Source organism: Tolypothrix sp. PCC 7712 (assembly GCF_025860405.1).
GTDB classification, from domain to species: domain Bacteria; phylum Cyanobacteriota; class Cyanobacteriia; order Cyanobacteriales; family Nostocaceae; genus Aulosira; species Aulosira diplosiphon.
On the sequence record NZ_CP063785.1, the window covers coordinates 5,525,724 to 5,538,893 of the forward strand.

The following is a 13,170-nucleotide window of genomic DNA, read 5'->3' on the forward strand; positions in this document are numbered from 1 at the left end:
GATTTAATCACCGTAGATTAAAGTGATAAAAATATCACACAACAAAAATTTATCTCTCAGGCATAGCCGAGAAACTGGGGAAATATTGCTTACTTTTGTCAGCAATATAATTATTTCAAAATAATACTACGGTATATTTACCAAAATATAGTAATTTACGGTAAAATTTATCAGGAGATGTAAAGCCTAGCAATGAGCGAGCAAATTTTACAACAACAAATTGCCTACTATAGTGCTAGAGCCAACGAATATGATGAATGGTTCTATCGCCTAGGCCGTTATGATCGCGGCGTGGAAATCAACCAGCGTTGGTTTCAAGAAGTTGATATTGTCCAACAGGCTTTACAACAAATTGGACAATTCGATAAAATTTTAGAACTAGCTTGCGGAACGGGAATTTGGACGCAAGAACTGTTAAAAATTGGCAAGAAAATTACTGCCATTGATGCTTCAGAAGAAGTAATTGCGATTAATCGTAGTAAGTTAAATTCACAGAATGTAGAATATCAGCAAATAGATTTATTTACATGGGAACCTAATGCTGAATATGATTTCGTATTTTTCTCTTTCTGGTTATCTCATGTACCACCAGAATTATTAGAATCATTTTTAGTAAAAGTATATAAATCTGTACGTGTTGGTGGACAAGTCTTTATTGTTGATTCGCGCTTTGAACCGACATCTACAGCTAATAACCATATTCTTAAAGATGATGGCAATATTTACAAAAGCCGTAAATTAAATGATGGGCAAGAATTTCAGATTGTGAAAGTTTTTTATCAACCAGATGCACTACACAAACATTTAGCGCAAGTTGGTTTTAAGGCTGATGTAAAATTTACAGAGCATTATTTTACCTATGCTCATGCTACGAAGTTTTATAGTTAATTCTTGAGAATATTAAGCTGACAAGACGTGATGTCTAAAAATCTCCAAAGATATCCAGGACTTACGCAACTAGCACAGCGATTCTCTCAAATAAGAGTTGCAACAGACGCGATCAATCGCGTCTGTACAAATGTCAAGAGTCAAAAATTTAGGTTTTTTGGACTCTTGACATTTGAACGCCAGTTCACTCAACGGAGGGAATCTCCGCACGTGACTGGCTCCCCTAGACAAACCTAAACGGAAAAAATATGACATTTGCGTAAGTCCTAAATAAATTATTCCGTTTAAGTCGTTGACTGTTAACTGTAAACCGTCAACAGTCAACAATAGCCATGAAATATAGCTGATTATTTTTGAGCCGCACCAACTGCGGTAGGTTCACCTAGCACTTTGCTAAATCTTTCGATGTAGAAGCTAACAGGATTTTCTACTGCGCGAATGGATTCGCGATCGCGCAGTGTGTTCCACCATTGTTGGATACGTGGTGTTTCTGCTGGTAAGCTAAATTTGCGGAAGTGTTCGAGAATGGGTAAGCGTTCAAACCAAGGATAGAAGCTGATATCAACTAAACTTACTTTGTCTCCTAACCAGTAAGGGCCATTACCAGACAGTTTTCCTAATCCTTCTTGCTCAATATATAACAGGGATTCGATAAACTCTCTGCGTCCTTGTTCTTGTTCGGTGCTATCTTTACCGCGTAGGAATTTGTTAAACGCAGGAACAAAGCGGGTATTAGCATAGTCAATCCAAATCCGGGCGATCGCTTTTGCTCCTGGTTCGCTGGGTAATAAAGCAGGCTCAGGAAAAACTTCTTCTAGATATTCATCGATGATGGCAGACTCATAGATATTGATATCGCCATGTGCGATCGCAGGGACTTTACCATAGCGCGAAATCTGCGTATAGCCTTCAGGCTTATTTTGCAAGTCTATTTCAATCGGTTTGACATACTCCCCAGCCTGAAGGCATGGGGATTCTAGCTTCAGACAGCGATTGCTGGCGTAGCCAGTCTGACATCACCTAAGCCAACAGTCGATGCCCCGACTGCACAAATATTGCGACTAGCGTTTTCGTCTCTTCCATTAACTGACTGACAGGAAGGACAACGCCACTCTCTAACTGACAAATCAAGACTTTCTAGAATATGTTTACAATTAGAGCATGTCTTGCTACTTGGATACCACTGGTCGATAAAGACAACCAGTTTATTCTTCTTCTTGGCAACCCATTCTAGGATTTGCAGAAACTCACCAAACGCTAAGTCTGATATTTGCCTGCCCCAAAGACGTTGCATTCCTTTGAGATTTAAAGTCTCAAAACAGAGAATATCGAACCTATCTGTTAGCTCATGAGCTAATTTCCAGAACCAATCACGCCGACGGTTGGAAATATCTTCATGCTTGCGTACTAAATTCTTTCTGGCTCGTTCTCTGTTAGATGAGCCTTTTAGCTTTTTGGAATGCCGCGAACTTGCTTTTTTAATGGCGCTTAGGGATTGCTTGAAAAATTGGGGCGATTCAATTTTAGTGCCGTCTGAGCAAGTGAGGAATGTCTTTAACCCAAAATCAAAGCCAGCGATTTTACCCGTCTTAACTTCAACTTCTGAGCTACCCTCATCAACAACCAAAACCATAAATAACTCACCTAACGGGGTGCGTTTAATAGTTAGGGTTTTGACTGTTCCCTCAATTTCTCTGGACTTCCAAAACTGGTAAACTCGACTACCAATTTTTACCCTATTTCCACCCAAAAACTTATAACCTGCCTGCTTAAGGGTGAACGATTTGTATTTCTTGACCTTCTTAAATCCTGGTGGTCTTACTCCTTTGTTATTGTGTTTGAAAAACAATTGGTAAGCTTTCTCAATGCGTTGACAAATATCTTGTGCTGCTTGAGAACCTACTGATTGCCAAAAAGAATTACGCTTTCTTAATTTGGCGATATGAGCCTGAAGTTTTGCACAGTTTAAATGCTTGCCAAACATCCGGTAATACCTTTTATGTAGAGCAATGCAATGGTTATAAATCACTCCAGCAGCGTTGATTGTGCGCTTGAGGTGTCTATTCCTTTTGTGTTCGTACAATTTAAACTTCAGTGTTTTCATGCTAGTATTATACCATAAAACGACGGCAATATGACGGCATGAAGAAATTAACAGTTCGATGCTCTAATGAAGAGTATGAAACGCTTTTGAAATACTGCGAAGAAACAGATCGCACTCAAAATGACGTACTTAGAGAGATGATCCGGAAGTTGAAGAAAAGCCGTGCTAGAAGCACGGGGCTTTAGACCCAATTTTTTGGTAAATTCAATTCCTTTTTCTAGCAAAACAACACGGGTTCTTTGGGAGAAAGTCGAGGCTTTGGCGTAGTAAAGCTTGAGATTACTCATGAGCTGCTTTCCTTGTGTTGTAAGTAATTCAGTATTAGGGATGATAAATTCTGAGATGACTTTCAATACTTGTCGGTTAAGGGAAAAAGGGAAAAGGGGTAACAAAAAACCTTTAACCCTTACTCTTTCTCCTGCGGAGACGCTACGCGTAGCTTGCTTAAGCGCAGGGGTACACCTTTTCTCCAAACCAAATTAAGAGTTGAAAATCCTTAACCGAGCAGTATTGAGATGACTTTGGCTAGTGTCTATAAAAGCCACAAAACAAAGTCCGGTTAGTCGCTCGTCTTACCGTATAATATTTATGTCATGTTGTCAATACCAGCAAAAGCCTTGTCAGGCTCATGAAAATGACCAGGAGATAAATTTAGCTAACCTAAAAATTAGTAATTAATAAATTTAGGACTACGTATACTTTGTTTACTGAAGACTTGTATTGTCGAGAGGGTTATGCAATACTGCTAATTAATCAACGGTAAATTGGTCGATAAACAGTATTTAATCTGATGCACACACTTTAATAATCCAGCAACAAGGCATTGCTGGTGAAAAAATTATTGTGTTGAAAAAGTGTCCCTCCAATTAATCCTCTTACTATCTACAGAGTTTAGACAAATAGGCACTTATGGTCATTGTTTGTCTGTTGGAGGCTTAGTCAAATATTGAGAAATTTTCTGTACGAGGTCATCATTCTGAGCAAACGCCATCTTTACAGTATTGCTTGCAGATGTCAGACTTCAGCCTCACCAATTCAATGATGTAACTGTGGAGAAACTATCATGACAATTGCTCTTGAACGTCCCACGAAAAAGACTCGGTCAGCACAAATTCGGGAACAACTAGGTTATCCCATCATTGATACTGATGTACATACTCAAGAATTTGAGCCGGCTTTTCTGGATTATTTAGAGCAGGTAGGCGGTTCTAAAATTGTTGATAGCTTTAGAGAACATTTACCTGGTGCTGGTCGTTTTCGTTGGTTCCAACAATCTTGGGAAGAACGCCATAAATACCGGACTGCGCGCCCACCTTTCTGGGGTCGTCCCACAAAAGACACCTTAGATTTAGCAACAATTACCCTACCAAAGCTGTTACACGAACGCTTGCAAGAAGCAGGAACAGACTTTGCTGTGTTGTATCCCAACTTGGCGACCCTCGCACCGCAAATCAAGAACGACGAAATGCGGCGGGCGGTTTGTCGGGCGGCGAACCTCTATCATGCAGATATCTTCCGTCCTTATAGCGATCGCCTCACCCCTATCGCCACAATTCCTCTCAACACACCAGAGGAAGGGATTGAGGAATTGGAATATGCAATTAAAGAACTGGGGCTGAAAACAATTCAAATTCCTGGTTACGTTACTCGTGTAATTCCTGGCTTCGAGAAATATCCCGAAGAAGTGCAACGGGAAGCAACTTGGATTGATACCTTTGCTTTAGATAGTGCTTACGATTACGATCCCTTCTGGGCGAAGTGCGTTGAGTTAAAAGTCGTCCCCACCACTCATGCTTCTGGTATGGGTTGGACTTCACGGCGCTCAATTTCCAATTATCAATACAACCATATTGGACACTTTGCCTCCGCAGGCGAAGCATTCTGCAAATCCCTATTTTTTGGTGGTGTTACCCGTCGTTTCCCCACCCTAAAATTTGCCTTCCTCGAAGGTGGTTCCGCTTGGGGTGCTAGCCTCTACACAGATATTATCTGGCATTGGGAAACCCGCAACCCAGAGATTTTACAAAATAACAATCCCGCCAATATCGATAGAGAAGGATTAGCAGAACTCTTCCGTGTTTATGGTGGAGCTGAATTCCAAGGTCGTGCAGAGCAATTTGGTAGTGGTTTGGGCTTCCACGGTCAACATCTCTCACCTCCAAATCCTGGTGAATTAGATGAATTTGCCGCAGCTGGGATTACCAAAGCCGAAGATGTGCGCGATCGCTTCTTGAATCATTTCTACTTCGGGACAGAATCCGACGATACCAGGGCTGCTTACGCCTTCCATCAAAAAGCCAACCCCTTTGGCGATAGAGTTAAAGCTTTCCTCGGTTCCGATTCCGGTCACTGGGATGTGCCGGATATTACAGCCGTTACATCTAACGCTTACAGCTTTGTCGAACGCGGCATTTTCAGCGAAGAAGACCTGCGCTACTTCTTGTCTATCCATCCTCTAGAGTTGTACACCAGTCTCGACCGCGACTTCTTCAAAGGTACAGCAATAGAAAAAGAAGCAGAAGAATATTTGAATAGGGCATAGGGAATAGGGCATGGGGCATTGGGCGTAACATTGCCCATACGTGTCAACTTAACACCAAACCCGCTTTGTGCAAAGGTTTTGCCCTCACCCCCACTCCCACCAGGAGAGGGGAGCAAGAGATTCAATTCCCCTTCTCCCTCAGGGAGAAGGGGTTAGGGGATGAGGGCACGAGGTATTTGTACAACGCCCGCCCTATATAGCTTTTAGCTTAAGTTGATACCAATGAACATTGCCTCCCTCATCCCCAGTCCCCAGTCCCCAGTCCCTAGTCCCCAATCCCAGCCTCACTTGCTTGCCAACAAACAAGCTGAAAATTTTTTATAGAAAACCTATGGTTGCTACAGTTAAACCTGCATATATCAATATTTTTCGCCGCTTTACACTGCTTGTAGTGCCTGGATTGTTAACTCTGGCAACTTCATTAACTTTAGTTAGTTGTACTCAACAAAGCCAAAAAGCAGATAATCAATCTCCTGCTAGTAATGTAGCGGATGCTAATACTTCAAAAATTAAAACCAAAGTACTCCGCATGGGGTATCAACAAGCTGGCGACTTGGTAAGGGTAACTAAAGTATTAGAAAAGCGGCTAGAACCCTTGGGTGTCAAGGTGGAATGGGCACAATTTGCCCAAGGGCCGCAGCTGATGGAAGCGATGAATGTCGGCAAAATAGACTTAGGTTCTGTAGGTGAAACTCCCCCCATCTTCGCCCAAGCTGCTGGCGCTCAAATCACTTATGTTGTTGGTCGGCGACGCACAGAAAATTCTGGTAAAGGAAGTGCGATCGCAGTACCACCAGATTCTCCCATTAAGAGTATCAAAGATATTAAAGGACAAAAAGTCGTCTTCCAAAAAGCTTCTGCATCTCATTATTTTATTCTCCGAGCTTTGGAAGAAGCAGGCTTAAAATATAGTGATATTCAAGTTTTAAGTATACCGAACGTAGAAGCTGCGAGTGCATTTATTGAAGGTAAAATCCCCGTTTGGGTAACTGGTGATCCTCATCTAGCACGCGCTGAAAAATTAGGGAAAGCGCGGGTAATTAAAACTAGCGAAGGACTAGATTCACCTGGTGGATATTATATTGGCTCCAAGCAGTTTGCAATTGATAATCCAGAACTGCTGAGAGTTGTAATTGAGGAGATTGATAAAATTGAGCGCTGGGCTGAGGCACATCCCAAAGATACAGCCAAGTTGATTTTACCATTTCAAAAACTACCTCCAGATGTGATGGACTTGGTCATTAGCCGTCGTAGTTTTGGATTAAGAGCTATTTCGCCAGATTTAATTAGCGAACAACAAAGAGTTGCAGATTACTTTCATAAAAATGGCTTGATTCCTAAAGCAATCAATATCAAAGAAGCGACGCTTACAGATGAACAGTATGCTGCAATTACTCCACCAACAATCAGTCAGAAATAGTGTGGGGATTGGGGATTGGGGATTGGGGATTGGGGACTGGGGACTGGGGACTGGGGACTGGGAAAATTTGAATACAGACGCGATTAATCGCGTCTCTACAACTTTTGACTCAAAATATTTACTTTAAATCTCAAGGAGTTCTATATCTATGGCGCTGACAGCATCAACAATGCTACCTGTAGGTACTTTAGCACCAGATTTTTATTTACCAGATGTGGTTACAGGCGAAACAATTTCACTCTCTACCTTTGCTGATAAAAAAGCGTTGCTGGCGATATTTCTCAGCCGTCATTGCCCTTTTGTGCAGCATATTAAATGGGAATTAGCAAAATTAGGTCAAGATTATCGCGATCGCAATTTGGGAATTGTGGCGATTAGCGCTAATGATGTCACTACTCACCCTGATGATGCACCGGAATTACTCAAAGCGTTTGCCCAAGAATTGGATTTATCCTATCCTCTGCTTTACGACGAATCACAGCAATCTGCGAAAAATTTCTTTGCTGCTTGCACTCCTGACTTTTTCCTTTTTGATAGCGAACGCAAGTTGGCTTATCGCGGACAATTAGATGATAGCCGTCCCAAAAACGATAAACCTGTAACTGGTGCTGATTTACGCAGGGCTATTGAAGATGTGTTGCGCGTAGACGCGAAGCGGCTTGTCCCCGGACATAGCATAATTATTTGGGAACAAAAGCCAAGTATCGGTTGCAATATTAAATGGAAGCTAGGTAACGAACCTGCCTATTATAAAGTACCAGCAGTTGCAGTATAAAGTTTATCTGTGATATCAATTAATCTCTCTAGGAATTAGGTTTGAAGAGGTGCGGAAGCGCACCTTTTTTTATTACTACATTGTTCTACTTATAGCAATTTAATAAATAACTGTTCTAGATGGACTGCAAGTGATAACTAATTTTTAATTACCCATAAGGGTGGATTGCAGCTTGAGTAATCGCTCTCCTGCTTCTGATAAGGTTTTTTGTTGTTTACTAAAACAAAATCTAATAAAATTTTTACCTAATTCTGAATGCGAGAAAAAGCTAGAACCAGGAACTACTGCTACACCGATTTCTTTAATTAAATATGTGGCAAATTCCACATCATTTGGATAACCAAACTTGGAAATATCTGCAAATACATAGTAAGCTCCTTGAGGCACAAAATAAGGAATTCCTACCTTATCTAAAATTTGCAGGATTTCATGGCGTTTTTGTTGATATAAATTGGCTAATTCCTGATAGTAACTCACAGGAAGTTGCATTGCTGCTACACCAGCCCTTTGCAAAGGTGCGGGTGCGCCGACGGTAAGAAAATCATGCACTTTGCGAATTGCACCTGTTAATTCTGGATTAGCTAAAATATAGCCAACTCGCCAACCAGTCACACTATAGGTTTTAGAAAGTCCATTAATAGTAACTGTTCGTTCTGCCATTCCTGGCAAAGTTGCCATTGCAATATGCTGTGTACCGTCATAAAGAATATGTTCGTAAATTTCATCTGTGAATACCAACACATCCCACTGCTGACAAAGTTCTGCAATTAAAGTTAGTTCTTCACGAGTAAATACTTTTCCTGTAGGGTTGTGCGGCGTATTAATAATAATGGCTTTTGTGCGTTCATTAAATGCCTGACGAAGTTCTGTTTCGTCAAATGTCCACTCAGGGGGATGCAAGGATACATAACGAGGAGTTGCACTAGCTAAAATTGCATCGGGGCCATAGTTTTCATAATAAGGTTCAAAGACAATGACTTCATCACCTGGGTTCAAGGTTGCTAACATCACCGCAGCCATTGCTTCTGTAGAACCGCAAGTAACTGTGATTTGTCGTTCTGGATCGATATTTAAATCTAAATACCATTTAACTTTATCTGCGATCGCATGACGAAAAGCTTTATCCCCCCAAGTAATCGCATATTGGTTAATGTCTTCTTCAATCGCCTCAATTGCTGCTCGTTTTAACTCTGGTGGACAAGGAAAATCAGGAAATCCTTGCGCCAAATTCACCGCACCATATTGTAATGCAACTCTCGTCATTTCGCGAATGACTGACTCTGTGAACTGGTTTGCCTTATCTGAAATTCTTTGCTTTCCTACCTGAGTCACGTCTATTCCTCTAGATAATTGAGTAAAGTACTTTAAACCGATGTGCTTATAGGATATTTTACCAAATAACTAGGATGCGTTAATAACGCATCCTACTTGATGAACAATTCAAAAGTTAATAAATTCTATTTATCGTTTAGAAAAAAAATAGTATTTGCTTCCCTTGGTTAGTAAATCATAAGATTAAATCCATAGATAGCCGAGCTAGCTGACTGCGCTAACAAAACATCTAGATGTGATTGCAATCGCCATCAATAAATTCAAGATTTGATTTCACAATCTACGGAACTATTTTGAATTCTTCTCTCAGCAGAGCAGAAATAGTCGCACATCATTCAACTATTGCAGGTAAAGATTTATGAATTGGCTGATTGGGACATCACTTATCGGTATATCTGCGGCTATTGCCACTACATTTGATGACAATATATATTTAACGGCTTTTTTTGGCAAAGTTAATCATACCTTCCGTCCTAAGCATATTATTCTGGGTGAATTTGTTGGCTTTACAGTATTAGTTATTGCCAGTCTTCCAGGATTCTTTGGTGGTTTAGTTCTGCCAGAAGCTTGGGTAGGATTGCTCGGTATTCTCCCGATTACTATTGGTATTAGTAATCTCATGAGCCGTGAAGATGACGGAGAAACTGTACAAGATGTCTCATTAGACTTTCGTCATGCAGTCAAATCTCGAAGGCAGAAAAAATCATTACTAGCAACTCTACGTGACCCTCAAACCTACCGTGTATCTGCTGTGACGATTGCCAATGGTGGAAACAATATTGGTATCTATGTACCTTTATTTGCTAGCACTAATCTTCCCAGTTTAGGAGTGATTTTGTGTGTGTGTTATATAACAGTTGGTCTGTGGTGTTTGCTGTCTTATAACTTGACTCGTAATCCTTGGATGGCTCCTATTCTTAACCACTATGGTCGGAAAATCTTTCCTTTTATCTTGATTTGGCTAGGTATCTCTATTATGTCGAAGAGTGGGACGTTTCAATTAATACCTAGTTTTGCAACGCTTTTTCACTAAAATTTTGACGCTCATGTAGAGCGTCTCCCTGCCACTTTCAGTAATCTAAAAAATATCAATTATTAAATTAAATTAGCAAATTATTACAATGTGAACCTGTAAAACTAGCAAGTATTAATTTTGATACAAATAACTCAAATTATCATGAGGAGAAAAATATGAAGAAACCAAATTCTCAAAATATGGCTTCCTGGATTTTATCAGTTGTCTTTATAGCATTTGTGGCTGTCTTTTCGTTATTCGATCAACCTAACGCCCTAGCGCAAACAGAAACACCAGCTATACCTGCTATTCCTACGCAATCAGTACCAGCGCCGATGAATTCTCCCACAATTTGGCCAGTAGATTCTGTAGCAGCCAATGTCAGACGTTTATTAACAACTAATGAATGTGCAGGATGCAATTTGATTGGTGCACAATTAGAAAGAGCAAATTTACAAGCAGCTAATTTGGAAGGTGCAAATCTCCAAGATGCAGAACTAGAAAAGGCGAATTTGCAAGGAACTAATTTACAAACAGCTAATTTGCAAGGAGTAGATTTAAGCAAAGCAAATATCACAGGCGCAAATTTGCAAGGTGCAAATCTATTTGATGCTGATTTAGAGGGTGCAAATCTCCAAGGAGTCAACCTACAAGGCGCAAATTTACAAAAGGCTGATTTGCAAAAAACTAATCTTTTAACGGCGAATATTCAAGGCGCAAACTTGCTAGGTGCTGATTTAGAAGGTGCAGCAATACCCCCAGGAATGATGAATAATTACTAATTCGTAATTCGTAATTAAATAAGCGGGTGGGATGCGTTGTAACGCATCCTATTTGGCATTAAATTTGATAATCTAACCTCACTAAAACTTTGCCTCCGCGTTGGTTGGCGGGTACGGCTTCCGACATCTTTTGCGGATAAGGAAGGTTTAAATTGTTCATTAGTTCAATAAATTGGCTGCGGGTGCGTCCTAAAAACCGGGGATTCCAGCGTTTCTCTTCACCAATTGTCGATACTGTTCTCCCTTGATAGTCGTGTCCGGGAAATACCCATGTGTCATCTGGGAAGGTAAATAACTTTTGGGTGACGACATCATACAATAATCCAGGATTACCGTTTTGAAAGTCGGTACGACCACAACCCCCGATAAATAAAGCATCTCCGGTTAACAAGTGAGTACCGTTAACGAGGTAAGCCATGTGAGAATCGGTATGTCCGGGAGTGGCGATCGCTTGAATTTGTACAGAACCTAATTGTAAAATTTCACCATCAGCAATATAGCGATCGCTCGGCACAGTCTTATCCGCTAAAACACTCCAACAACCTGTAAATTGTCGTAGTTGAGCTGTTCCGGTAATATGGTCAGCGTGAATATGGGTCTCTAAGCAGTAAAGTAAAGTCAAATCCAGTTTTTGCAAGACTTGTAAGTCGCGTTCTACCTGTTCTAGTACCGGATCTACCAAAATTGCTGCTTTGGTTTGGGGATCAGCAATTAAGTATGTATAGGTACTCGATTCTCGATCAAACAGTTGACGAAATAGCATGGCAGGTTTGGGGAAATCGCTCAATGGATGGAGAGCGAACCAATCTCTTTCCATAGCGTAGGCTCTGGGATTGAGAGATTTCAGTAACTCCTGAGCCAAAGCTGCTGCTTGAGAGCGAATTTCTGGAACAGCTGTAGTTTCCCAAAGGTTGCCTTTGCGCGGTGTTCCTAGTGTATAAAGTATGTCGGAAACTTTTCCTTGGGCATTAATTACCGCACCGTTAGCAGCCGTATCAATCCCCATTGACAAAGCATGAGGGCGAATCAAACCTTGTGCTTGTAAGCTGGTAATCAGTGGATGTTCTAATCTTTTATAGTTGCAATTTGAACCTGTGCAATTAATAATGCGGTTCACCTGCAAAACAATATCTGCTTGGGTTCGCCGTTCACAAATTTTTACTTCAATTGCATTGTCCACTTCCTGACAACTCTGAATCCTCCCACCATAATAATTGAGTTGACCAGATTGGAGTTTGCTATCTAATAGTTCAGCAATTTCTCCTGCAATCCGGTGGCGATAAACTTCCCAATAAGCTTTGACATGGCGGAGAAAGCGTTTCTGTTCTGCAAGTGGTAGTGTTTGCCAAAGTTGTTGAGTGAGTGGGCGAATAGCATCAATTATCGCCCGCCAATCATAACCGTAAATAGCTGCTGTTTTAATTTCTCGGCGTACTAAGTGCAGTAACCCCCGCGCTGTTTTTGGTGCAGTTGCTAAGTCCAGATATTCAGGATAGTAAGTTGTAGTTTGGTGACGTTGGGGGGTTAATCCATGACGAGAAACAGCATGAATTTTTCCCCGGAATCCTTGCTGATTTAAAGCCACAACTGCATCCACCATCGTTAACCCAGTTCCTACTAACAGAATAGAATCATCTGGGTGCAGATTGCTAATTGCATCAGTTGACCAAGCATCTTTAACATTGGCATGATTATTTCCTAACGCTGCAATAGGTTGTGGTAGGGAAGCTGGAAAATTCCCCAAGGCGAGTACAACTTTTTGCACGTGCAAAGACTTACCGCTACTTAGTTGGATTCTGGTGTTGTATGTGGTGGTTTCAATTGCGATCGCTTCATCGCAAATTCTCTCTAAGCTTACATGAGTCGGCGCATTGGCTTCAGCTTCATTTAAAATCGCCTGTATATACTCTCCATACACCCGACGCGGTGCAAATGTCGATGCAGTAGCGTCGGTATATCCATTTCTCTGCAGCCAAGTTAAAAAGTGTTGAGGTTTATCTGGAAAAGCGCTCATCTTTCCGGCTGGGACGTTCAGCAAGTGTCCCGCAACTGGCGTACTATATGCAACTCCTTTACCAATTTCTGCTTTCCGTTCAATTAACTTAATGGAAATTGGTATGGTTGCATTTCGCAAAATATGGGCTGCAACAAGAGAACCACTAAACCCACCCCCAATAATTGCGATCGTGCTAGGAGAAACAGTTAGGTTCAAAATATAGTTGTACATAATATCTATGAAATAGGCTTGTTGCTACATATTTATCAATTTAGGATAGTTAAATTCCCTTGTATATCTGTTTTTTAGAGTAAAT

11 protein-coding genes and 2 pseudogenes are annotated in these 13,170 nt (G+C 40.9%); 8 read left to right on the forward strand and 5 right to left on the reverse strand.

Annotated features, from left to right (window positions below):
- Positions 1 to 192 precede the first annotated feature (192 nt).
- Positions 193 to 888: a class I SAM-dependent methyltransferase gene (locus tag HGR01_RS22760; RefSeq protein WP_045874544.1), complete on the forward strand. Its 696-nt coding sequence runs from the start codon at positions 193 to 195 to the stop codon at positions 886 to 888.
- 347 nt (positions 889 to 1,235) lie between these two features.
- On the opposite strand, the pseudogene HGR01_RS22765 reads toward HGR01_RS22760, so the two are convergent.
- Positions 1,236 to 1,829, reverse strand: a pseudogene (locus HGR01_RS22765) (glutathione S-transferase family protein); the annotation flags it as partial.
- Between the two features lie 41 nt (positions 1,830 to 1,870).
- Complete coding sequence (locus tag HGR01_RS22770) at positions 1,871 to 2,992, reverse strand: RNA-guided endonuclease InsQ/TnpB family protein (RefSeq protein ID WP_045867859.1); 1,122 nt, start codon at positions 2,990 to 2,992, stop codon at positions 1,871 to 1,873.
- Positions 2,993 to 3,030: 38 nt separating this feature from the next.
- Between HGR01_RS22770 and HGR01_RS22775 the strand changes: the two genes are divergently transcribed.
- Complete coding sequence (locus tag HGR01_RS22775; RefSeq protein ID WP_045868487.1) at positions 3,031 to 3,177, forward strand: ribbon-helix-helix protein, CopG family; 147 nt, start codon at positions 3,031 to 3,033, stop codon at positions 3,175 to 3,177.
- 12 nt (positions 3,178 to 3,189) lie between these two features.
- Here the strand turns inward: HGR01_RS22775 and HGR01_RS22780 are convergent.
- Positions 3,190 to 3,279: pseudogene (locus HGR01_RS22780) on the reverse strand (glutathione S-transferase family protein); the annotation flags it as partial.
- Between the two features lie 776 nt (positions 3,280 to 4,055).
- Between HGR01_RS22780 and HGR01_RS22785 the strand changes: the two are divergent.
- From HGR01_RS22785 to HGR01_RS22800, 4 genes are all read left to right on the forward strand, one after another.
- On the forward strand, positions 4,056 to 5,534 hold the full coding sequence (locus HGR01_RS22785; RefSeq protein ID WP_045874541.1) for an amidohydrolase family protein: 1,479 nt from the start codon (positions 4,056 to 4,058) through the stop codon (positions 5,532 to 5,534).
- A gap of 331 nt (positions 5,535 to 5,865) precedes the next feature.
- Positions 5,866 to 6,954: an aliphatic sulfonate ABC transporter substrate-binding protein gene (locus tag HGR01_RS22790; RefSeq protein WP_045874540.1), complete on the forward strand. Its 1,089-nt coding sequence runs from the start codon at positions 5,866 to 5,868 to the stop codon at positions 6,952 to 6,954.
- Position 6,955: 1 nt separating this feature from the next.
- On the forward strand, positions 6,956 to 7,081 hold the full coding sequence (locus HGR01_RS22795) for a hypothetical protein (protein WP_255325377.1): 126 nt from the start codon (positions 6,956 to 6,958) through the stop codon (positions 7,079 to 7,081).
- Positions 7,082 to 7,102: 21 nt separating this feature from the next.
- Positions 7,103 to 7,729 carry a thioredoxin family protein gene (locus HGR01_RS22800; RefSeq protein ID WP_045874539.1) on the forward strand — a complete coding sequence of 209 codons (627 nt, stop codon included), beginning with the start codon at positions 7,103 to 7,105 and terminating at the stop codon, positions 7,727 to 7,729.
- A gap of 144 nt (positions 7,730 to 7,873) precedes the next feature.
- On the opposite strand, the gene HGR01_RS22805 is transcribed toward HGR01_RS22800, so the two are convergent.
- Positions 7,874 to 9,061 carry a pyridoxal phosphate-dependent aminotransferase gene (locus tag HGR01_RS22805; protein ID WP_045874538.1) on the reverse strand — a complete coding sequence of 396 codons (1,188 nt, stop codon included), beginning with the start codon at positions 9,059 to 9,061 and terminating at the stop codon, positions 7,874 to 7,876.
- A 358-nt stretch (positions 9,062 to 9,419) separates the two neighbouring features.
- On the opposite strand from HGR01_RS22805, the gene HGR01_RS22810 reads away from it, so the two are divergent.
- Both HGR01_RS22810 and HGR01_RS22815 read left to right on the forward strand, forming a co-directional pair.
- Positions 9,420 to 10,094, forward strand: a complete 675-nt coding sequence (locus tag HGR01_RS22810) for a cadmium resistance transporter (RefSeq protein WP_045874537.1) — start codon at positions 9,420 to 9,422, stop codon at positions 10,092 to 10,094.
- 158 nt (positions 10,095 to 10,252) lie between these two features.
- The gene (locus tag HGR01_RS22815) at positions 10,253 to 10,858 is read left to right on the forward strand and encodes a pentapeptide repeat-containing protein (RefSeq protein ID WP_045874536.1); all 606 of its coding nucleotides are present in this window, start codon (positions 10,253 to 10,255) and stop codon (positions 10,856 to 10,858) included.
- A 58-nt stretch (positions 10,859 to 10,916) separates the two neighbouring features.
- On the opposite strand, the gene HGR01_RS22820 is transcribed toward HGR01_RS22815, so the two are convergent.
- Complete coding sequence (locus HGR01_RS22820; protein WP_045874535.1) at positions 10,917 to 13,085, reverse strand: FAD/NAD(P)-binding protein; 2,169 nt, start codon at positions 13,083 to 13,085, stop codon at positions 10,917 to 10,919.
- Between the last annotated feature and the right edge of the window lie 85 nt (positions 13,086 to 13,170).

Bases quoted from the DNA above. Each gene is read 5' to 3' on its own strand.
- HGR01_RS22760 (WP_045874544.1), top strand. From the start codon at position 193: ATGAGCGAGCAAATTTTACAACAACAAATTGCCTACTATAGTGCTAGA.
- HGR01_RS22770 (WP_045867859.1), bottom strand. From the start codon at position 2,992: ATGAAAACACTGAAGTTTAAATTGTACGAACACAAAAGGAATAGACAC.
- HGR01_RS22775 (WP_045868487.1), top strand. From the start codon at position 3,031: ATGAAGAAATTAACAGTTCGATGCTCTAATGAAGAGTATGAAACGCTT.
- HGR01_RS22785 (WP_045874541.1), top strand. From the start codon at position 4,056: ATGACAATTGCTCTTGAACGTCCCACGAAAAAGACTCGGTCAGCACAA.
- HGR01_RS22790 (WP_045874540.1), top strand. From the start codon at position 5,866: ATGGTTGCTACAGTTAAACCTGCATATATCAATATTTTTCGCCGCTTT.
- HGR01_RS22800 (WP_045874539.1), top strand. From the start codon at position 7,103: ATGGCGCTGACAGCATCAACAATGCTACCTGTAGGTACTTTAGCACCA.
- HGR01_RS22810 (WP_045874537.1), top strand. From the start codon at position 9,420: ATGAATTGGCTGATTGGGACATCACTTATCGGTATATCTGCGGCTATT.
- HGR01_RS22815 (WP_045874536.1), top strand. From the start codon at position 10,253: ATGAAGAAACCAAATTCTCAAAATATGGCTTCCTGGATTTTATCAGTT.
- HGR01_RS22820 (WP_045874535.1), bottom strand. From the start codon at position 13,085: ATGTACAACTATATTTTGAACCTAACTGTTTCTCCTAGCACGATCGCA.